Source organism: Arcticibacter pallidicorallinus, assembly GCF_003002875.1.
In the GTDB taxonomy this organism is placed as follows: domain Bacteria; phylum Bacteroidota; class Bacteroidia; order Sphingobacteriales; family Sphingobacteriaceae; genus Arcticibacter; species Arcticibacter pallidicorallinus.
This window is the reverse complement of the sequence record NZ_PVTH01000002.1, coordinates 341,006-361,857: the sequence shown is the minus strand read 5'-3', so window position 1 is coordinate 361,857 and position 20,852 is coordinate 341,006. Positions and strand designations below refer to the sequence as shown.

16 protein-coding genes are annotated in these 20,852 nt (G+C 45.5%); 3 read left to right on the top strand and 13 right to left on the bottom strand.

Features of this window, described 5'->3' with window-relative positions:
* Positions 1-31: 31 nt before the first annotated feature.
* The 3 genes from B0I27_RS04320 to B0I27_RS04310 are packed head-to-tail and all read right to left on the bottom strand — an operon-like array spanning position 32 to position 5,273.
* Positions 32-1,621 (bottom strand): sodium:solute symporter family transporter, encoded by a 1,590-nt coding sequence (locus B0I27_RS04320; RefSeq protein ID WP_106291793.1) that lies wholly within the window; start codon positions 1,619-1,621, stop codon positions 32-34.
* A 31-nt stretch (positions 1,622-1,652) separates the two neighbouring features.
* Entirely contained in the window at positions 1,653-2,741 is a 1,089-nt protein-coding gene (locus tag B0I27_RS04315) for a Gfo/Idh/MocA family protein (protein WP_106291791.1), read from the bottom strand.
* 18 nt (positions 2,742-2,759) lie between these two features.
* Complete coding sequence (locus B0I27_RS04310; RefSeq protein WP_106291789.1) at positions 2,760-5,273, bottom strand: L-rhamnose mutarotase; 2,514 nt, start codon at positions 5,271-5,273, stop codon at positions 2,760-2,762.
* A 280-nt stretch (positions 5,274-5,553) separates the two neighbouring features.
* Between B0I27_RS04310 and B0I27_RS04305 the strand changes: the two genes are divergently transcribed.
* Positions 5,554-7,134 carry a S41 family peptidase gene (locus B0I27_RS04305; RefSeq protein WP_146133082.1) on the top strand — a complete coding sequence of 527 codons (1,581 nt, stop codon included), beginning with the start codon at positions 5,554-5,556 and terminating at the stop codon, positions 7,132-7,134.
* A gap of 22 nt (positions 7,135-7,156) precedes the next feature.
* Here the strand turns inward: B0I27_RS04305 and B0I27_RS04300 are convergent, their stop codons facing one another.
* The 3 genes from B0I27_RS04300 to B0I27_RS04290 all read right to left on the bottom strand — a co-directional run bounded on the left by B0I27_RS04300 (position 7,157) and on the right by B0I27_RS04290 (position 11,133).
* Complete coding sequence (locus tag B0I27_RS04300; protein WP_106291787.1) at positions 7,157-9,598, bottom strand: TonB-dependent receptor; 2,442 nt, start codon at positions 9,596-9,598, stop codon at positions 7,157-7,159.
* 83 nt (positions 9,599-9,681) lie between these two features.
* Positions 9,682-10,365, bottom strand: coding sequence for a phosphatase PAP2-related protein (locus B0I27_RS04295; RefSeq protein ID WP_106291785.1), 684 nt, complete (start codon positions 10,363-10,365; stop codon positions 9,682-9,684).
* Between the two features lie 60 nt (positions 10,366-10,425).
* A complete protein-coding gene (locus B0I27_RS04290; protein ID WP_245925429.1) occupies positions 10,426-11,133 on the bottom strand; it encodes a DUF2490 domain-containing protein in 708 nt (235 codons plus the stop codon).
* Positions 11,134-11,205: 72 nt separating this feature from the next.
* Here B0I27_RS04290 and B0I27_RS04285 point away from each other — a divergent pair, with 72 nt between their 5' ends.
* Positions 11,206-11,457, top strand: coding sequence for a hypothetical protein (locus B0I27_RS04285; RefSeq protein WP_106291783.1), 252 nt, complete (start codon positions 11,206-11,208; stop codon positions 11,455-11,457).
* A 5-nt stretch (positions 11,458-11,462) separates the two neighbouring features.
* On the opposite strand, the gene B0I27_RS04280 is transcribed toward B0I27_RS04285, so the two are convergent.
* From B0I27_RS04280 to B0I27_RS04270, 3 genes are all read right to left on the bottom strand, one after another.
* The gene (locus B0I27_RS04280; RefSeq protein WP_106291781.1) at positions 11,463-11,963 is read right to left on the bottom strand and encodes a BLUF domain-containing protein; all 501 of its coding nucleotides are present in this window, start codon (positions 11,961-11,963) and stop codon (positions 11,463-11,465) included.
* Between the two features lie 136 nt (positions 11,964-12,099).
* On the bottom strand, positions 12,100-12,684 hold the full coding sequence (locus B0I27_RS04275) for a GDYXXLXY domain-containing protein (protein WP_181276675.1): 585 nt from the start codon (positions 12,682-12,684) through the stop codon (positions 12,100-12,102).
* Positions 12,660-13,928 (bottom strand): DUF2157 domain-containing protein, encoded by a 1,269-nt coding sequence (locus B0I27_RS04270; protein ID WP_106291777.1) that lies wholly within the window; start codon positions 13,926-13,928, stop codon positions 12,660-12,662. The genes B0I27_RS04275 and B0I27_RS04270 overlap by 25 nt, the downstream gene beginning before the upstream one ends.
* 309 nt (positions 13,929-14,237) lie before the next feature.
* Here B0I27_RS04270 and B0I27_RS04265 point away from each other — a divergent pair, with 309 nt between their 5' ends.
* Positions 14,238-15,773 carry a SulP family inorganic anion transporter gene (locus B0I27_RS04265; protein ID WP_106291775.1) on the top strand — a complete coding sequence of 512 codons (1,536 nt, stop codon included), beginning with the start codon at positions 14,238-14,240 and terminating at the stop codon, positions 15,771-15,773.
* 28 nt (positions 15,774-15,801) lie between these two features.
* Here B0I27_RS04265 and B0I27_RS04260 read toward each other — a convergent pair whose 3' ends face one another.
* From B0I27_RS04260 to rfbA, 4 genes are all read right to left on the bottom strand, one after another.
* Positions 15,802-17,571 carry an acyltransferase family protein gene (locus tag B0I27_RS04260; RefSeq protein WP_106291773.1) on the bottom strand — a complete coding sequence of 590 codons (1,770 nt, stop codon included), beginning with the start codon at positions 17,569-17,571 and terminating at the stop codon, positions 15,802-15,804.
* A gap of 198 nt (positions 17,572-17,769) precedes the next feature.
* Positions 17,770-18,696: a GDP-L-fucose synthase gene (gene fcl, locus B0I27_RS04255; RefSeq protein WP_106291771.1), complete on the bottom strand. Its 927-nt coding sequence runs from the start codon at positions 18,694-18,696 to the stop codon at positions 17,770-17,772.
* Positions 18,697-18,705: 9 nt separating this feature from the next.
* Complete coding sequence (gene gmd / locus B0I27_RS04250; protein WP_106291769.1) at positions 18,706-19,821, bottom strand: GDP-mannose 4,6-dehydratase; 1,116 nt, start codon at positions 19,819-19,821, stop codon at positions 18,706-18,708.
* 172 nt (positions 19,822-19,993) lie between these two features.
* On the bottom strand, positions 19,994-20,851 hold the full coding sequence (gene rfbA / locus B0I27_RS04245) for a glucose-1-phosphate thymidylyltransferase RfbA (RefSeq protein WP_106291767.1): 858 nt from the start codon (positions 20,849-20,851) through the stop codon (positions 19,994-19,996).
* Position 20,852 lies beyond the last annotated feature (1 nt).

Below are 20,852 nucleotides of genomic sequence, written 5' to 3'. Positions count from 1 at the left end.
GGGCTGCATAGAAACGCAGGCCAAGCTGAAATTAATGACCGTTGAAAAACCAATAAAGCCCTACCATGACAACGGTAAGTGAACCCCATGCGATCCAGACTTTGAAGCTCGGCTTTTCAACCTTTACTCCCGAAGTCAGATCCTTTTCATACACATGCGGATTGCTTTCAAACAAAGAGATTGCTACTGCCATAACCGCTAAACCTGCAAATGTGTAAAATGACACCATGAGATAGTGCGGCCAAAACGCATACTGATCAGAAGGGAAAATCCATAGATAGGCGATTCCAACTCCAAGACTAAGTACAGAACCTACAGACAGCGTAAAGTTTACTGCGGTGCGGGTAGTGCGCTTCCAGAAAACGGTCAGCAAGAATACAACAGACAGTGGCGGAGCGATAAAACCAAGAATAGACTGAAAGACGTCAAAAAGGTTCAGACCTTTAATATTGTCAATTGCCAGCACCACGATCACGGCTAGTACGCATCCTGCAACAACAGAGATTCTGCCCATCCGTACAATCTCCCGGTTAGTTGCTCCGGGATTAATCTTTTTCACATAGACATCCATGGTAAAAACGGTGCTCAGTGAATTCAGTGAAGAACCAATGGTGCCCACTAAAACGGCGACGAGTACAACAATCACCAGTCCGTTCATCCCGGGAGGGAAGAGATTGGTTACCATCGTCATGTAAGCCTCGTTCGGATCACTCAATCCCGGATAGAGCACATAGCAAAGTACGCCTGTCAGGATAAAAAGAGGAAGCGACAGAATCTTGAGCCAGGCGATAAAGTTGACACCTAACTGTCCCTGTTCCAAATTCTTAGCACCGAGAACCGACTGAACCATGGCCTGGTCAGTACAGAAGAATGCGATAGCGGCGACAGGATATCCTAACAGAATAGCGTACCAGGGATATTTTGGATCGCTGGCCGGCTGGATCAGGTTCCAGAAATGAGGCGGCGTTTGTTCGTAGAGGGCACTGATTCCACCAACCTTTTGCAAACCGAGCACGGTTAGAACCACCGATACGAATATCAGCAGGAGCATTTGAAAAACGTTCACCCTGGCTATCGCTTTAAGCCCTCCGGCAAAAGTAAAAAGGCCTGCGAAAGCAACGAGAACAGTAACCGACTGCCACATAGGAATCCCCAGGATCTGCCTGACGAGGAAGCCTCCGGCAAAAAGCCCGAGAGACAGCCAGGATATCAATATTTTAATCAGGGCGTACCAGGCCAGAATATTTTGTGTCGAGTCGCCATACCGCTTACCCATGAACTCGGGCATGGTACTGACTTTTGCCGCGAGATATTTGGGCGCGAAGACGATGGCCAGCAGGAAGAGGAACACGAAAGCATACCAGTCAAAATTGACAGCTACTATACCGGTGCTGTAGCCGATGCTGGCAAAGGCCAGCAGCATAGAGGGTCCTACGTTGGTACCCCACATATTGAAGCCAATGCTTGGCCAGCCAAGTGACTTATTGGCAAGGAACAGACTTTCGTCTGCCCCTGTTTTCTTCGAAAAGCTGGCTCTGTAACCAATGACCATTAAGATTACCAGATAGGCAACAACAATGGCATAGTCGAGAATCGTTAAACGATCTACGATATTTCCCATGAATAGATGTATAAGTGGTTAGCGCCCCAGTTTATCCGGCAGACGAGAGATCTTCTTTGGATATTTGATATTCTTCCAGTATGGCATCGATCTTAACAGGCAAGCCTGTCGATAAAGACCTGTCCATTGCCTGCAGCAATGCTATGGTACCTATACCTTCTTTCAGGTCAGGATAGGCCACAGTCCCCTCATTGATGCTGTCAGCGAAATATTCCAGGTAATTCTGATACTCACCGGCATGGTGGCTCTTCCCTTCGAAACGGAAATAATGTTTCAGTTTATGCTCCCAGGTGATCATCTGTTCTTCACCTGTATTGGTGGTTACAGCATAGCGCAGGTCCATATAATCGGCCTGACTACATCCCTCGGTACCTCTCAATATGCAGCTCATCTCGCTATCACGCGTAACCGGTTGCACCGGACCGGTATAGGCTCCGCTAACTCTCGCGATCCTGCCGTCTGTAGCTTTAAAAATGAAGTGCATCGTGTCCTGATTCTTCAATCCTGCCTTCGCACCGTTCGCGCTAAGCATGCCGTAACCCATCACCTCTTCAATGTTAGGAAGGTACCAGCGGATAAAATCTGTAGGGTGACTAAGTCCTCCGTAGAGCCATTTGAAAGATTGCTTAAGCGACCAGCCCTTTTCCAGGAACCAGCGGTGGTCGGCGTGGTAATAACCTTCAATAGTGATCAGGTCGCCTATCAGGCCGGCTTCAAAGTCTTTGCGCTGCCGTTTGACGGGTTCGAAAAAGCGGGAGCTCTGGCCAACAAATACTTTCTTGCCTGATTGCTTGCTGATCTGCAAGAGCTCGTTGGCTTTGGAAAGATCGTCGATAAAGGGTTTTGTGCATACCACGTGCTTTCCATGTTGCAAAGCGAGCTTAACATGCTCGGCATGAAGATGGTCGGGGGTGTAGATCGCGATGACGTCTATTTCCGGATCATCCAGCATATCCTGATACTTTGTGGTGTACTGGTGAAAGTCAAACTCCTTTGCTCTCTGGCGGCACATGTCTTCGTTTGCGTCGCATATCGTTTTCAACGTGTACTTGCTGCTGGCTAGCGCAGCGGAAATGGTACTGCGTCCTTCCCCAAGGCCTAAAATTCCTAACTTTAACATTATAGATGATATTAATTGTTATTTCACTTGCTTAAACAGCGACCAGGTTTCGCCGGGCTTTGTGCCACTTAAACCTTCCTGGTATTTTTTCATGATGTTATTCCACTGATCTACTTTCGGGTTGTTCTCTACCGTCTTAGGATTCAGCTCATCGAGCGTCTTTCCTTTCGGAATGCTGATGATGAGCATAAGCTGACGCTCATCCCTAAACATGGTGAGGCTCTGGAATTCCGCGTTACAGAATCCTTTAGATACTTCGGGCCATTTCTCAAACTGGGTAGCGTGATAGTCAAGGTATTCCTTCTGCAGCGCAGGGCTCTTGACGAGGTTTGCTGTCAAGATTATATGCTCCTGATCTTTGACCTGCTCTTCTGAGCAATGCTTCTCTCTGTTGAAATTGTAAAAATTGTCTGTGTAGAGCTTTACACTAGCATACGGAAAGTTAGCAGCTAAATTCGCTTTCAGACTGCGAGGATCTTTGAGTTTAGCATAAATGACCGCATGATTATTCCATTGATATACGGAGCCCTCGGGCAGCTTGAACTCTGCAGCAATCTTTCTCAGCAGATCCATATCCGGTGTTTCACCATTCGATGAGATAATCTCCATAAGGGAGTGCTTATCATCCTCCGGAACGTAGGTATTGATAGAACGGTAGGATACAGCCGGACTGCGATCCTTCAGTAGGTAGTGATATCTTGGCTGTATTCCGGCTTTAGCTTTTATGCTATCGGCTACAGAAGGATTGTTATTTTCCCACGTATTACCCGGACCGTTGGCATTCTGAAGGAACTTTTCTGCGGGAACCCAGTTGTCGCGCACAGTAAAGAAAGAAGATCCTTCGTCGGTGTAGAGGTAGAACCAATGGTGAGGGTCATGCGCATAAGGCGCTTTGTAAATGCTGTCGATAACATTCTCAGCGATAACCGAACCAGGCTGGGCAGAAAGCGTGTATACCGCTGCGACATCATAAAGATGCATGCCGTAATGATGGATCTTATTGGCACGAATCGTATTGTTCCGCATGGCGTTGATGGTGCGTGTCCAGCCCCAACCCATACTAATTCCCGAATAGGAAACGTTGGATATCTCATTATTCAGGATATTGATACCCCTGACATGTCCGGCGCCAATTCCTACACAGCCCCAGTCTTCATTGGTCACATCCGTGATCAGGTTATTTGCGATGGTTTCATTCGTGCTGATTTCACGTGCATCTGCAGGATTATATGGCAGGTGCGCTTCTATGGCTTCGTCTGAAAATGTTCCAACCAGGATACCTGTGCCTCCTATGTCTTTAAAGAGGTTTCCGATGATTTGATTATTGCTGGTTCCCTTCCTATAGTCCAATCCTGTTGAAGCATGATGCTCAAAACGGCATGCTTCAAAGCCCGTGTGATGAGCATAAGTGACCTCAACGGCCGCCGCAGGACGCCCTACCCAAGCCTGGTTTTCTAATCCTCTTTTATCCGGGGTACCGGGAATCTGTAGTTTATACGCGTCAAGCATGTACATGCCCGCCTGATGAGGCACATGACCATGTTTTGATGGCCTGAGCCAGGAAGCATGCTGAAAAGAGATCCCCTTGAAATAAACATGTGAAACGGGGTTATCGATGGTTCCCTCCATCTTAACAAGCGTCTCGAGATAAGGCGCTACAACAGAGGCAGCGCGCATATTTTCTGAGGGCAGTGGCCAGTAATAGACCTTACCCGCCTTCTTATCGAGGTACCATTCTCCCGGCTGGTCAAGAAACTGCTTGGAGTTGGTCAGGTAAAAAGCAGAATTTCCTGTTTCCTTCGAAATCCAGGGAGCGGGCCAGGGGTGCTCAGACTGCACCCGACTTTCCGGCTCGAAAAAGCTCAGACGAGCACTGTCACCCATGACTTTCACATCCTTTATTCTGAGGTTAGCTATGGCCCACCATTGCAGGATCACCATTTCTGCACCGACCAGCTGCTCCGACTTCCACTTGCGGGGGAAGGGAATCATACAGGTTTGTGAAACATGGTCCCATGACAGGATCCTGCCCATCTTATTGTCATTATAATCACGAGCCCGGGTAGCTTTTCTATTGTTTACCCAAAGCTGTCTGAAGTCTAAGATATCGGCCCCTACCTCCGGAGCATCCGCTTGCCAAATGTTACCTTTTTTTACCCATCCTTTGATCGTCTTGCCGCCGCTTAAGATGGAGCTGCCGGTTGTAGCCGAGCGGATAACGGTGGGGCTTTGCTGAGTTCCGGAGTCTTCAGGGCGAATGCGTACCGGTTCGTCGAGCACATACGTACCCTCCTGAACGATGATGTGGATCCCATCTTTAATAGCAGGATCAGCCAAACGGCGCATTTCTCTGGCCTGGCGCAAGGCCATATCGAGTGAGCGGAAGGGACTTTTCGCAGTACCATCAGCGATATTGCTTCCCTTCGACGAAACCCATATCTCCGCAGGACTCCCTGCCAAAAGAGTGGTCCCGATTACGAATAAAACCAGTGTTAAAAATATTCTCACAAGCTGCGTCAATCTTCCTTTCATATACGTAACATTTTAGCTCGTCCCATCCTTCCATGAAAAAGCTATTATAATTGGGCGGCAAAATAACACCTTTTATTTACTGGTGAAAACCTTATTTACGACAAGGCGTTTAGTTATACAAATGTTACGCTTCTTTAGAGTCTGGTTCCGGAGTCATCCATAGCGCTAAACAGCAGTAATCAACTGACTTTCAGGATTTTTTTAATAATACACAATATTTTGCCGCTTATTTCATTATTAGATAGAATATTCGCGCTACATCCACTCGTAAAAAACATACATGATATCTCATAAAGTTGGGCAGGCATCTCCTACCCTGTTGCTTCTGGTTCTTTTTAGCCTGTTCCTATCTTGTAAAAAAGACGTTCAGGAGCCAAGTCCTGAGCCAGCTTCAAGTCGTACTGAGTTAACGGCCGACTCTATTTTCTATTTCGCAAAAGAAGTGTATTTATGGAACGAATCGTTGCCCAACTACAACACATTCAAGCCGAGGCAGTATGCAGAGGCTGATGAAGAAAGCGGCTTTGAACGAGAGCTGTTTGCTATTTCCAGATATGCCATCAATCCGGTGACGGGAAAACCCTATGAATATTCTGCCAGTGAAGAGAACGGAACCAAATACAGCTATATTTCAAACACAAAAGACGCGAACCCTGTCGCTGTGCTTGCATCCAGAAGAAGTGCCGTAGACCTGGAGGGGAACGGTTATGATTTGGGCTTGAGCGTCGGTTTCTATGGGTCGGACGATAACTACAAGATTTACGTACTGGAAGTCAGCCCGAATTCTCCGGCGGCCAAAAAAGGTATGAGCCGGGGCGATCTTATTAAGACCGTCAACGGTCGAAGTCTAGGTACAAATTTCGACAGCGAATACACGATCCTGGATGATACCTTCTTCTCCAGCACGGTTAGTCGGGCGGTATTAACCGGCGCTAAGAACGATGGAACGCCGCTTAACATAACGCTTGAACGGAGCTCTTACAGAAGTTCTCCGGTGAATATGGATACAGTCTATACGGTTGGCGCGAAAAAAATCGGATACTTTGTTTTTTCAGAATTCTCGACGAAGTCCAATTCTGAAGCAGCGCTTAACGATGTCTTCAGCGACTTTGCATCAGCAGGGGTTACAGATCTGATCGTCGACCTCCGTTATAACGGCGGAGGATATGTTTCGACTGCAGAGCATCTTACGAATCTGATTGCTCCGTCGTCTGTGGGTACAGGAACCATGTTTACCGAGCGCTTCAATACCTTGATGCAAAACGGAAAAGCAGAGATCTTGAAAAAATTGCCTCTTCTGGACGACAATGACAAGATTCAATACTCCAACGGAAAGATGTTAACCTATGCGGACGCAGACTATTCGTTAAACGGCAATACCTACAAATTTGCTAAAAAAGGTCCTTTAAGAAACCTGAGCAACGTCGTTTTCATCACCACGGACGGTACTGCCTCTGCCAGCGAACTGGTAATTAACAACCTGAAGCCTCATATGAATGTGAAGACGGTTGGTGAAAAGAGTTACGGTAAACCTGTAGGCTTTTTTCCCTTGAGGATAGATAAGTACGATGTGTATATGAGCATGTTTGAATCACGCAACTCAGAGGGAAAAGGAGAGTACTATGAGGGAATTGACCCGAATGCTGAGGCTTTTGATGATCCGCGTTATGCTTTTGGAGACCTTAGGGAGGAATGCCTCTCAGTGGCCTATTCCTATCTCACTCAGGGTTCGTTTTCTGCCAGGTCCAATACCATTGCGGCAAGCTCCGCATCCCGGGGTGCGAAGCTGCGCGCACTTCAAAGCTCCAGGAAGACCCTTTCAAGAAGCTTTAAAGGCATGATTGAAGACAGGATCAGGTAAGAATCCTTCCTGATCTTCTTCTTTAATTCTTCACTCTGCCTGCCTCTGAGTCAAGACCTGTTGATCTTTTACGGCTTTCTTTTAGCTCATTATTGCCAAATTTATATGACAGAGTCAGGCGGACTGCCCTGCTATCAAATCTTTGGTTCACTTTATAGTCGAGCCCCGGGTAAGCGCTGCTTATTTTACCGCGGCGGGTTTTGAATATATCACTGACTGCCAGCTTTAGATTGACCTTTTTAGCCATTAGTGACTTATTCATCCCGAAGTCAACAGCATATTGCGGTTGCACTAGAAATGTACCATAAATCAGTTTAGATTGATAGTTCCCACTGAGTTCCACAGATGTAGAGCTGTTCAGAGTAAAGTTTTCACTATGATGAACCTGAAAAGCGGTTTGCTTATTGTCGAGAACCTGACCGTTTAAATCCGGAGATGTGAAATGGTTGTTGAAAACTGTAAGATTGGTATTGCTGTTCCACCATTTGGTAAAGGTAACAGGCGCACTTACATTGAGTGCGTAAGACAGTTGCTCGGCCAGATTAGCATTTGTCTGGTATAAGGCACTCTTTTCCGGATCAGGCAGCAGGACTTGCGTCATCACATCGGTAGTTTTGGTATAGCTCAGTGACGCATTGTACTTTTTGAGAAGTGTGTAAGACAATTCAAACGTATTGGTGTATTCAGGATTCAAAAAAGGATTCCCCTGGTTATAGGTATAGCGGTCCAGAAAATACTCAAAGGGATTCAGATCACTGTAAGCTGGACGGGTGATGCGTCGGCTGTAGGTAATACCGATGGAATTATTATCATTCAGGGTATGATTGATCGCCGCACTTGGAAAGAAATCGAGGTAATCGCGCTCCACAACCTGACCAGTTGTGATTAGGTTACCCTTTGATTTTGTGTGCTCTGTACGCACTCCTATCTGAATATTGGTATTTTTGAACTCCTTTCTTACATTCACATAGCCTGCCCTGACGCTTTCGTTATAAACAAAATGATTACTCCTCAGCGGATCATTCTCCCAGAGCTGATTCTCAAAGCGGTTGGCTTGATAGTCGTTATCTGTCTTTACCCAGCTTAATTTGAATCCTGCTTCCAGCTTGAAAGACTTAGCGAGCGGATGTGTATAATCGGCTTTCATGGCGTAAATGTCAATCTCAGAGGGTGTAAGGTTTCTTAATACCTCCGTTACACTTTGACCACCGGATGAGTAGGCGTAAACATTGTCATACAACATCTTGCTTTTACTGTTGTTATTTGCATGATCCAGGTCGATGGTTAATTCCCTACCGGCAGTGTCAAGCACCGATTTAAAGTTGAAATTATAGCTCAGGTTATTGTAGTTAGACCTGGAATCGTTCTTTGAAAGCAGGGAAGAATCAAGACTCCCTTGCATGGAGCGAATAAGTGTACCGTTACTTTGCGCCTCGCTCCATTGATTGATATAGCCAGTCATCAGCGCGCCTATCGTATTATTTTTATTTAAGAATACGTCTGCGCCGACCTTAAAGTTGTTATTATACCATGAGCGCTCTGAATTAGCGGTCTGGTTGAAGATGGCACTTGACGCTTGACCCGCGTTAACCCGGTCAATAGTCATATTATGCTCACCCCTGTTATTGTTGTAGTTGTAATTTCCAAAAACGTTCAACTTCTCGTTCCTGTTGTTCATCGTGATACCGGTATTTGATTTCCTTTTGCTGGAATACCCCGAACCCAGTGTAAAAGTGCCGTTTGTGCCGTAATTTTTGTTTTTCTTCAGCTTAATATTGATGATACCGGATTTGCCTTCAGCTTCATATCTGGCTGAGGGGTTATTAATTATTTCGATGGATTCGATTTCATTGCTCTGCATATTACGAAGCATATTAGCCAGATCGGCGCTACTTAAATAAGTAGGCTTGCCATCAATCATAATCAATACGCCCTGTCGGCCTTTAAGAGCGACATTGTCATCCTTATCGAGGCTTACACCCGGAGCTCTTTGCAAGACCTCAAGAGCTGTCGATCCGGCGGAAACACTGCTATTCTCGACATTCAGAATCAGCTTATCACCTTTGCGCTCAATAGCAGGCTTCTGAACAGTTACGTTAACCTGTTTCAGCTGCTTACTATCGGGAGATAGCGTTACAGACCTGAGCTGCTGCACAGGCACCTTTTCGTCGATCTTTAATTTTTCACTTAGATATTTGCTATGACCAATCTGGTTTACCGACACCTGGTATTCTGAACCAGGGATATTCTTAAAGCTAAATTTGCCGTTTTCGTCGGTCATCATCGTTTTTACCGCGACAGAGTCGGCTACACGAATAAGCGAGACAGTAGCATAATCTACGGGTTTCTGATTTCCGTCTTTCACTGATCCGTTGATTTCACTTCCCGGGATGGAAGTTTGCGCGGCCAAAATTCCGGATACGGCTAATAAGAAGGCGGAGAGGAGTGATTTGAGAGGTTTCATGGGGGTCTTCTTTGTTCTAAACTTTAGTCAAAACTATCCCACGAAACGCTCCTGGCAAAGAGCCAATAGGTGTGTAAAAGAAACTATTCGGTAAAGGGCCGATTTTTGTCGGTGAAAGGCTCTATTCTACTTAATCTGGTGGCAACCAGATAACACAAATAGGTCAGCGGCGGAGCAAAAACCACGTCAACAGTATAATGGACATGCTGCACCATAACCAACAGACCCATAAGGATAGTTGAAATAAGGGCAAGCGCTTTGTCTGATTTCTTTTTAAGAAAAAGAAAGAAAAGGAACTGGGTTGCCGTATGTCCAGAGTAGAACAGGTCTTTCGTCACATAGGTTTCACCGTAAAACATATCTGTTATGGGATCCCAAATATCGATCAGGCCTGCTGGAGGATCAAGGGGAACAAGGGATATCGATATGAATCTGGATATATTCAAAACGATGATGCCATATAACAAGCTCAAGAAGATCCCGGGCACTTTGATTACTCTGGAAAGCGTAAACAACGCCATTCCCCAAGTAATCATAAAAATAGGAATAGAGACATCGATGGAAGGAATAATCTGAAGCAGAATATCGTCATAGACCTGACCCTCCCTCTTTTCGATATATTGATAAAATAACGGAAAGATGGGTGTGAGACAGAGCAAGATGCCAATCGCTACCAACAGCCGCTGTCTGAACAGCGCACTTTGCCATGCTAATGCCCATTGGCCTGACAAAGTTAGGGTTTCTTCTTTTACGTCGTGACGGATCATTATCGGGATAAAGTTCTCGTGGTGAAAGGGGGCGAATTTACGATAATGAAGCGGGATGTATTAAAACCTCGTATAAACTGCCAGTTGAACAGCGTTATTTATAACGCTTCTATGTCTGCCTTTGCTTCCTTGATTTAGATAACCAGCTTCGAGGTCAACAGCCGGGCTGAATCTGTAACCCGCTGCAACATACGCACGGTTCTGGTCAAATAGATATCCGTTAAGTTTATCCCTATTTTGTAAATGAAGGAATACTTCGTTCTGCAACGCTACGAACGCTCCCCTGGAGAACGGAGCGTTGTCGGTATTTTTCAGAGGAATCTGCGCTCTTAAGAAATATCTAAGACGCTGTGAGAAGATATCCTCGCTGAGCTGGCCTATAAATCGCTGCTCGAGTCGGAAGCGGTGCGTAAGGCTTGCACGGCTTACTTTCTGATGGTATATAAACTGCTGCCATATACGGTGCTCGGTCAGGTCTGCATCTGAAATGCCGTCCAATTTCTGGTAAGTCCGGATAAGGGCATAGCCGGCCGTAGCATTCTTTGTATCATCAAAGAACCAGGTGACGCCGGGTCTGATCAGGACGTTTTTAATGGATTCAAAATCATCAGAGGTTCTTAACTGGCCGTCAAAATGGATACCCACTTTATCAGACACCCTGTAACTATTGAACCAGGCAGCCCAGCCTGAGTTCTCCTGCATTTGGGCAATCGAAATCAGGGGAATCATCAAAAAAGTCAGAGCGAGCGTAATGAGTTTGAAATTCATGCCGTGAAATTAGATATTTCATATTTTATACTCTATTTTCGGCAAGCTATTGAAAGTAAAAATAATGTTAATATGGATGAACCTTTTTTAATCCCTGTCTCTTATCTGGGTAAGGATCTTGAGTATGAAGGTCGACTGCACATTATGGGATACCTCCATAAGATAGAAATTAACATTGATGGTATACCAGTTATTTTTGAACCTGATGAGGAACGCAACTACAGGGCACTTGTAAGCCATGAACAGATAAACAAGAGCAAACAGCTGAGCGCCGGCCTTCTGCAAGCAATAGCCATGCGACTAAATTCTCTGCTAGGTCATTAAGCGTATCAGTGGGCTTGCACGAAGCCCCTCAGTTCACTGGTTTCTGTTTCAACTTCGGGAATATTGAACAGCGATTTATAAAAGCTCTTCAGGAAGATAAGGGGAACATTAGTAGCTTTAAACTCCTCACTTTTTAAGATGTGCGAATCGAGTTGAAAAAACTCTTGCAACCTACGGTCTTTATCAAGATCCAGTATTTCAAAACCCAGGCTCCACGCTCTGAACTCGCGTCTTTTGATAGCCTGTTCCTTCAATACAACAATCTGGTGATGCCTGCAATCTTCTTTTATCTTTGAGAACACCCTCTGAACCATAAATCGAGAGCCTTCCAGAATCTGCATAAACCGTCCTTCAGTATACTTGACGGATCGTCCTTCGACATAAACCAGCATTCCGGTGAGATCGTTTTCCGTATTGAACCTGGCCGATTGCTTTGACAGCAGCTTCAGATCCTCTGGTCTCATGAGACTGGTACATGTACTGAAATAAATGAGTGAGTATAGCATAAACGGCAGTATTTCGACGAAATAAAACTAAGCGTATTTATCTAAGATGGCTTTCACAATTTAAGTCCAAATAAATAGCCGATTTGTAAAGTTTTATTTCACTGGCAGAAATGCTGTTTTAATGTACCGGGATACGCTATTTCAGGTTTATCGAAATGTCTCTTACCGATTGTCCGTTAATAACTACATCGTTTATCACTGCCTTTCCGTCCCGGACATAGATCTCCGCAAAAACATTACTTCGAGGGCTCCGTAGCGATTCAAGAAACATCTTTTCAGCCTTCATAGCCTTGGTTTCCTCCATGTAGAAACGGTTGAACGGATAAGTTATATGCAGCGTATTTTTATCCTCTAGGTTCATTACGGTGACGAAAGCTTCCACGTAGTCTAACTGATCATCAGGCCGGCTGGCCGATATGCCCCTTACGAAAGCGTAGCCCTGTAAATCAGTATCAAGCAAAGCATATATCTTTGAATTTCTCACCCATTCATTCACATTTTTGACTTTTACACTATCTGCTTCGTATCGAAGTGTGATATATTTTCCGCGAAACGGGTCGTTTGGATCAAGAGGCGCAACTTTAAAGCGAAAAGCCTTTCCTTTTAACACTACCGCTTCACGATCAGCCACCATCTTTATCGGAAGAACGAGTTGAGCCAGACAAAGCAGGATAAAGGCCGGAATAACCCACTTCTTTATATTCTTTTTTTGAGCATCCATGTATTTAAAATAAATATTGCTGCACCAACTACTATAAAAAGCATTCCCCTGATAACAAAACTGAGGTCTGTATCGAAGAATCTGCATAAGGTAAGCGCGGCGATGATTAACACGCCATAATTAAGTATGCCCAAATGATCGGAACGGACGCCCTCCCAGATCGTCATCATACCAATGAGCAAGAGTATGATATTGATAAGGATCATGGATATCATGGAGTATGCCCCTATCATAAACACCACAATGAAGACCAAAAAGATACCATCGAGAGGCTTGATGCGCTGTATTTTTAGCCTGTTGGACTGGTACAAAAACAGGAGAGCCACGCACGAAAGAACCAGTGCGAATAAGAACTCCTGGCTAATCAATAAGGAAGATAAATCAAAATCTTTGGCAGGTAGCTTTTTCCAAAACCATTCAAAGCTGAGCGATAAGAGCAACGATACCGTGCCGAGGGCTCCCAATATGAGGTAGCCGTTATTTCGTCGCTTAGAGGAAGAGAAAAATGACGATTGTCCGCCAAGATAAAACACCCCAAAAAGGCTCATATAAGCGACGTACATCAGCTCGGGAAAGGAAGCAGACAAAGTTCCTAAAACAGCTGTGACAGAAAGCGGAACCACCCAGTTGTGGTAAATAGTAAAATTGCTTTCTGGGTGTTTATGGAGCAAAAGGTAATAATGAGGAATAGCGAGTATTAGTAATAGCCAATACCATAGTGCAGATCCTGAAGTACTGGACCAATAGCCGGTTTCGGCAGCGTACCAGGTAATGCCGGCAAGGTACAATATCGACAAAACCGAAGAATTCATGATATAAATCGCGGGGAGACAAAAGATCATCCACGTAAAAACAAACTCTGCCAGATCGCCCGGAATATGGTAGATCTGACTGATCAAGGCCATGCAGGCACCAAGGGAAAAGAAGAGAAAGGTGGCGCTACCTTCTTTCCAGGCAATACTGTCACGGTTTCGAATTAAAGTATAGAGACACAAGGACTGGGCAGTCAGGAGGGGTACGAAAGCGAATACGATCTTCAGTAATTTGGGTAGTTCATCCCAGTTATGGGCGATGATCAGAATAATGCCCATGCTGACGAATACGGAAGCAAAGATGGCAAAAACAGCCGATAGGGTAAATCTTGATTGCCTTTTATTGTCGCGGTAGTATTCTCTGATCCTTTCAGCGGTATCCTCCGTGATAATATTGGCCTGCAAGAGGCGTTTGAGTTCATTATTGTTCATACCTGTTTTTTTCTCCCGCTACATTTGATTGCTATGGGAAGGGTTTTTAATTCTCACTATAGCTGCTTTTATGCACTCCCAAGATAGTCAATTCAGGAAACTTATTCCTGAACGTATGCACTCGCCCAACAGACGATGCGATTCCATGGGTAGAGAATATCAGAGATCTGGCGGGATCCGAGGAGGGATTCTGATTCTTATGTTTTGATTTGGCGGGTAAACAGAACCTTAATATCTTTGCTGTTTCAATGATGATGGCTCGGCTTTACTACCCTGGTTATTATTCCACTCGTTAACTATTCTCTAAGGATGAAGCCTTATCTACGTCTCTTCGACTTTTCACAAAAGGTTGATTATAAGATTGAAATTCTTGCCGGACTAACTGTTGCGATGACTATGATTCCAGAATCACTGTCTTTTGCGATCCTTGCCGGCTTTCCACCCTTAAGCGGTTTGTATGCTGCCTTTATCATGGGATTGGTGGCCTCTGTATTGGGGGGGCGTCCGGGTCTGATTTCGGGAGGAGCCGGAGCGACAGTAATCGTGCTCATTGCACTGATGCAATCGCATGGCATTGAATATGTATTCGCTGCAGTTGCACTGGCGGGGGTACTGCAAATACTGGTCGGACTTTTTAAGCTGGGAAAATTTATACGGTTGGTACCCCAGCCGGTGATGTTCGGGTTCGTAAATGGACTTGCCGTTGTTATATTCATGGCGCAGCTGGAGCAATTTCAGACCGTTACAAACGGAGAGGCAGCATGGCTAAGCGGCAATCCCCTTTATATCATGGCCGGCCTCGTAGCTCTAACGATAGGGATAGTTTTTCTTTGGCCCAGACTTTCTAAAACGATCCCTCCTTCTCTGGTGGCGATCGTCATTGTATCCCTGTTTGTCTTCATGCTGAATATTGACACAAAGACAGTGAAGGATATTGCTTCGGTTAGCGGGGGATTTCCTCCTTTTCATATTCCTAACATCCCTGTTTCCTGGGATGCCTTACAGGTCGTATTTCCCTATGCGCTGATTATGGCCGGGGTCGGCCTGACAGAAGGGTTACTTACTTTGAATCTCGTTGATGAGATTACGGGCACCAAAGGGAGTGGAAACAGGGAGTGTATAGCTCAGGGAGGCGCCAATATATTGAACGGATTTTTTACGGGGATGGGGGGCTGTCCAATGATTGCACAGACGTTGGTTAACCTGTCTGCAGGAGCACGTGCGAGACTTTCGGGCATTATTGCTGCGTTTACTATTCTGATCATTATTCTGGTGGGAGCACCGGTTATAGAGCGGGTGCCGATGGCGGCTCTTACAGGTGTAATGATTATGGTAGCAATAGGTACCTTTGAGTGGACCAGCTTTAAAATCCTTAACAAAATGCCCAGGCAGGATGTGTTGGTAATGGCCCTGGTAGCGATTATTACTGTCTGGCTTCATAATCTTGCACTTGCTGTATTGATTGGAGTTATCATATCAGCACTCGTTTTCGCCTGGGACAGCGCGATCCGTATCAGGGCGAGGAAATATATTGACGAAAAAGGTGTCAAACATTATGAAATATATGGCCCCCTTTTCTTTGGATCGGCGACAACTTTCACTGAAAAATTTGACGTTTTGAACGACCCCTCTGAAGTCGTTATTGATTTTAGAGACAGCCGGGTCGCTGATATGTCGGGAATCGAAGCGCTTAATAAGTTAACGGAACGTTATCAGAAAGTAAATAAAAAACTCCATCTCAGGCATCTTAGTGAGGATTGCCGTCTACTCCTCAAGAATGCTGAAGGTGTAATCGTGGTTAATATTTTGGAAGACCCGACGTATCATGTAGCGTCGGACAAGTAGACCCTCATACTAACCTTCATGCCTCCGCTTATTCGGCGGCGGCATGAAGGTTAGTATGAGGGGTTCTCGGTACATTAAGATATTGGGCGAGATTGACCTTGTTGGCAAAAAACCTGGCGCCGGAACGTGTGAAGTGACGGGTGTCCTGACTTATAAACTCGCAATTTTGAGTGAATACAGGCACTTTATTGGCTGTGTCTACGACATAAGACAGCAAGTCTATATAGCGGTCTCCCCACTCTTCTATGAGCTCCCGGTTTTCATTAAGTGCATAGTCGCTTACATTTGCTCTTAGGTCGCAATTACCTTGACTCCTCTTCTGGTTATATAAAAGCCCGTTATTGGGGCCGAAATTCTTTGTTCCTACTATCCACAGCTTTTTCTCATCTATCTTAAATTTCGTGGCGACCGGGATATATTCGGCTTTATAAAAAGGGGAGAAAAAGATGACATCCGCCATATCGAGGTTATGCTGCAAATTTTTCGTTTCAAAAGGAAATTCACTGTAAAAGATGTTGATCTGATCCCTAAACTCTGATTCCAGCAATACATTTGCCCAGTCACGAGCAAAGCTGTTGCCTATTAGAAGCACATTAATTTTTTCCGATGCAGTAAAGTCGCCCGTCAGTTCCCTGATTTTCGAGTTGTATTTTGCGTGCATCCCTCTTTCAACGTGTGCAGCGGAAATTTTCAGTTCCGGAACATCTCTTATTACTCCAGCTTTAAAGTAGATATAAAAAGAGGCCGCATTTAGACCCAGGAACAAGAATGAACATATCATAAGAAGCTTCTTTGTAGATATATTCTGAGGTCTTCGAAAATAGTCTTCGATGAAATGATAAGATAGAATCGCCACAGCAAGCATAGTTAGACCTAGCAGTAATGAGGTGTACAGACTGAATTCCTGCGATATCGCATAACGGTAAAATGCGAGTATCACCTGATGCCACATATAGAGACTGAAGCTAATTGTTCCGATGTATACGGCGATGCGGTTCTCCAGCAACTGATTTATCTTGAAGCTTGATTTGTTAGTTGCGATGAGCAGCACGGTAGCGATAACAGCGATGATTGTTTCCAGTTCGCCCGTTAATCCAAAATCAAAGAAGAGGAGCACTATCAAAACCAGAAATGAAATGCCCGACAGGTAGGCATTACTCTTGATCTCGCGTATTTTTAATGCGGCGAGTCCCCCTATTGAGATCTCGAAAAATCGCATAGGAAGCATATAAAATTTGACGGACTCGTCATTGTAGAAAATGTAGGTCAGCGCGGAGGCTAACGTGGCGATCATAATGATTGCAAAAATCTTATTGTTTTTCTTATTTGAAAATAGAAACAGGAAAGGGATGACTATATAAAACTGTTCTTCAACTCCCAGGCTCCATGTATGCATCAGTGGTTTATATTCATTCATGACATCCCAATAATTTCGCACAGTTATGAGCTGGAGAACATTGTTACTGAAGAAGTTAGTTGCAATTATAGACTGACTTAGGTTTTCGAGGTCGTCCGGAAGCATAAAATAGCTGCCCAGGACCAATGCCACGAGAGCTGTTATTAAAACCAGCGGGATAATTCGCCTGAATCTCCTGACATAAAAATCTTTGATAGAATAAGTATCGTTAATGAAGTCCTTGTTGATAATCCCTATAATCAGAAAACCACTGATAACAAAAAATACATCGACGCCGAGATATCCATTGGGCAGAAATCCGAGATGAAAGATAATTACGACGATGACAGCTAATGCACGAAGGCCCTGGATATCTTTTCTGAAGTGCATGGGGTTGTTCATAATTAGAGTGATTTTAAGGTGAAGTAGGGATTATTCCAGGCGACATCAAATAGGTTTTATAATACATAGCCCGGCAGGGATACTAAATAGTATCTGCTTAAATGCTAAAAGAAGATGATTATTGGATAGATCGCGGTAAGAGATCTTATATGATGATAAAACGCCGGATCAGACTGTATCCAGCGTTTTCGTTAGTGTCTATATTTTACTCAGAAAATCCTGGTAAGCAAGTTTTATGCCTTCAGGCAGCTCGATGGTGTGTTTCCATCCGTAACCATGAAGCTTGGATACATCCATCAGCTTACGGGGCGTACCATCAGGTTTGCTGGTATCAAAAGAGATTGCTCCCTGATAACCCACCGTTTCTTTCACCAGTTCTGCCAGTTCTTTGATGGTGACATCTTCTCCGGTGCCGATGTTGACCAGTCCCGGTTCATTATAATGCTGCATCAGGTAATAGCAGGCTTCTGCCAGATCATCTGCATACAGGAACTCCCGCATGGGTGTTCCTGTTCCCCAGATCACGACTTCTTCAAGGCCATTTTGCTTGGCTTCATGGAAGCGGCGGATCAGGGCTGGCAGTACGTGTGAGTTCTGCGGGTGGTAGTTGTCATTCAACCCGTACAGGTTGGTTGGCATCACCGAGATGTAGTTGCAGCCGTACTGCGCCCGGTAGGCATCACACATCTTGATACCGGCGATCTTGGCAATGGCGTAGGGCTCGTTGGTTTCTTCAAGTAAACCGGTCAGCAGATATTCTTCCTTCAGTGGCTGAGGCGCCATCTTGGGGTAAATGCAGGACGATCCCAGGAACATCAGCTTCTTTACTCCATGCAGATACGATTGGTGGATCACGTTGTTCTGGATGCAAAGATTCTCGTAGATAAAGTCTGCCCGGTAGGTGTTGTTGGCCACAATGCCGCCCACTTTGGCAGCAGCAAGGAAAACGTATTCAGGCTTTTCAGCCTCAAAGAAGGCAGCTACTGCTGCCAGGTCGCGCAGGTCCAGCTCGGCGGAGCTTCGGGTGACGATATGCTCATAACCTTCTGCCTGCAGCTTGCGCAGGATGGCAGAGCCGACCATTCCTTTATGGCCGGCTACATATATTTTGTTTGTCTTTTCCAATATGGGGTATTATTCGAATTGATTTTTAACCGCATAGCCCAGTTCCTTCAGCGTCTTTTCTTTACGGAATAGCTCTACGTCTGCACTCATCATGTCTTTTACCAAAGCCGGCAAGTCGTACTTAGGTGTCCAGCCTAGCTTGGTCTTGGACTTGGTAGGATCGCCGATCAACAGCTCCACTTCGGTAGGGCGGAAATAACGCGGATCTACAGCCACTACCTGTGTGCCTGCCGGCACCTGGTGGTCTGCATGGGCGCAGGATACCACATATGCTTTTTCATCTACACCTTCGCCCTTAAACTCGATGGTGATGCCTACTTCAGAGAAGGCCATCCGGATGAAATCACGAACGGTAGTGGTTACTCCGGTAGCAATAACGAAATCTTCTGCTTTCTCCTGTTGCAGGATCAGCCACATCGCCTCAACGTAGTCTTTGGCATGTCCCCAGTCGCGTTTGGCATCCAGGTTACCCAGGTACAGGCAGCTTTGCATACCCAGGGCAATCTTGGAAACACCACGGGTGATCTTACGGGTTACGAAGGTCTCTCCGCGCAGCGGGCTCTCATGGTTGAACAGGATACCGTTGCAGGCATACATACCATAAGCTTCACGGTAATTGACCGTGATCCAGTAAGCGTACATCTTGGCTACCGCATACGGTGAACGGGGATAGAAAGGAGTGGTTTCGGACTGCGGAACAGCCTGTACCAATCCGTACAGCTCGGAGGTAGATGCCTGATAGATACGGGTCTTCTCCGTTAATCCCAGGATGCGGATCGCTTCCAGCAAACGCAGGGTTCCGATACCATCGGCATTGGCGGTATACTCGGGTGTGTCAAAACTTACTTTCACGTGGCTCATGGCCCCCAGGTTGTAGATCTCGTCGGGCTGCACCTGCTGAATGATGCGGATCAGGTTGGTTGAATCGGAAAGATCGCCGTAATGCATGATGAAACGAACGTCTTCTTCATGCGGATCCTGGTACAGGTGATCGATACGATCGGTATTGAACAGGGAACTTCTGCGTTTGATACCGTGTACTTCATATCCTTTGGATAATAATAATTCTGCCAGATATGCACCATCCTGACCAGTGATGCCTGTTACGAGAGCCTTTTTCTTCATTATGATTGTATAATTATATTAAATTACGTTTCTGACTTTACGTCCAAATTTACATAGATTTTGCACATTGCAAGATCACGCTGCGATTATGTATAAAGTTCTGAGAAAGATTATATAAAACTGCGCGAATATTTGCCATTTTTTTGGATTATTTGCAGTAAATCAGCTGGTTTTATATCATTTTCAACAAATACTGCCCGTACCCACTTTTTACAAGCGGTTCAGCAACAGCTTTAAGCTCTTCCTTGTTGATGAAGCCCATTCGGTAGGCTACTTCCTCAATACAACCGATCTTCAGTCCCTGGCGTTCTTCAATCACCTGTACAAACTGCCCAGCCTGCATCAGGGAGTTGAAGGTTCCGGTGTCCAGCCAGGCCGTGCCACGGCTTAACACGCCTACCTTCAGTTTACCTTGTTCTAGGTACACTTTGTTTACGTCCGTGATCTCATACTCTCCTCTTGGGGAGGGCTTGATGTTCCTGGCAATTTCAATCACCGAGTTATCATAGAAATACAGTCCCGGTACCGCATAGTTGGATTTAGGCGCCGCAGGCTTCTCTTCAATGGAGATGGCTTTCTTGTTGGCGTCAAACTCCACTACACCATAGCGCTCCGGATCGGATACCTGGTAGGCAAATACAACGCCACCCTGTGGCTCATTGAGCTCCTGCAGCAGGCTCGACAGGCCGTCTCCGTAGAAGATGTTGTCGCCCAGGATCAGCGCCACGCTGTCGCTGCCTACGAATTCCTCGCCGATCACAAAAGCCTGAGCCAGTCCGTTGGGTTCTTCCTGTACGGCATAGGAAAACTTACAGCCTAATTTGGAACCGTCGCCCAGCAGCTTCTCAAAGCCCGGAAGGTCATGCGGCGTGGAGATGATCAGGATCTCCCTGATCCCGGCCAGCATCAGTATCGACAGGGGGTAATAGATCATCGGTTTGTCGTAAACCGGCATCATCTGCTTGCTGGTAGCCAGCGTCAGGGGATGCAAGCGGGTGCCGGAGCCTCCGGCCAATATAATTCCTTTCATG

Bases quoted from the DNA above. Each gene is read 5' to 3' on its own strand.
- B0I27_RS04320 (WP_106291793.1), bottom strand. From the start codon at position 1,621: ATGGGAAATATCGTAGATCGTTTAACGATTCTCGACTATGCCATTGTT.
- B0I27_RS04315 (WP_106291791.1), bottom strand. From the start codon at position 2,741: ATGTTAAAGTTAGGAATTTTAGGCCTTGGGGAAGGACGCAGTACCATT.
- B0I27_RS04310 (WP_106291789.1), bottom strand. From the start codon at position 5,273: ATGAAAGGAAGATTGACGCAGCTTGTGAGAATATTTTTAACACTGGTT.
- B0I27_RS04305 (WP_146133082.1), top strand. From the start codon at position 5,554: ATGATATCTCATAAAGTTGGGCAGGCATCTCCTACCCTGTTGCTTCTG.
- B0I27_RS04300 (WP_106291787.1), bottom strand. From the start codon at position 9,598: ATGAAACCTCTCAAATCACTCCTCTCCGCCTTCTTATTAGCCGTATCC.
- B0I27_RS04295 (WP_106291785.1), bottom strand. From the start codon at position 10,365: ATGATCCGTCACGACGTAAAAGAAGAAACCCTAACTTTGTCAGGCCAA.
- B0I27_RS04290 (WP_245925429.1), bottom strand. From the start codon at position 11,133: ATGAATTTCAAACTCATTACGCTCGCTCTGACTTTTTTGATGATTCCC.
- B0I27_RS04285 (WP_106291783.1), top strand. From the start codon at position 11,206: ATGGATGAACCTTTTTTAATCCCTGTCTCTTATCTGGGTAAGGATCTT.
- B0I27_RS04280 (WP_106291781.1), bottom strand. From the start codon at position 11,963: ATGCTATACTCACTCATTTATTTCAGTACATGTACCAGTCTCATGAGA.
- B0I27_RS04275 (WP_181276675.1), bottom strand. From the start codon at position 12,684: ATGGATGCTCAAAAAAAGAATATAAAGAAGTGGGTTATTCCGGCCTTT.
- B0I27_RS04270 (WP_106291777.1), bottom strand. From the start codon at position 13,928: ATGAACAATAATGAACTCAAACGCCTCTTGCAGGCCAATATTATCACG.
- B0I27_RS04265 (WP_106291775.1), top strand. From the start codon at position 14,238: ATGAAGCCTTATCTACGTCTCTTCGACTTTTCACAAAAGGTTGATTAT.
- B0I27_RS04260 (WP_106291773.1), bottom strand. From the start codon at position 17,571: ATGAACAACCCCATGCACTTCAGAAAAGATATCCAGGGCCTTCGTGCA.
- gmd (WP_106291769.1), bottom strand. From the start codon at position 19,821: ATGAAGAAAAAGGCTCTCGTAACAGGCATCACTGGTCAGGATGGTGCA.
- rfbA (WP_106291767.1), bottom strand. From the start codon at position 20,851: ATGAAAGGAATTATATTGGCCGGAGGCTCCGGCACCCGCTTGCATCCC.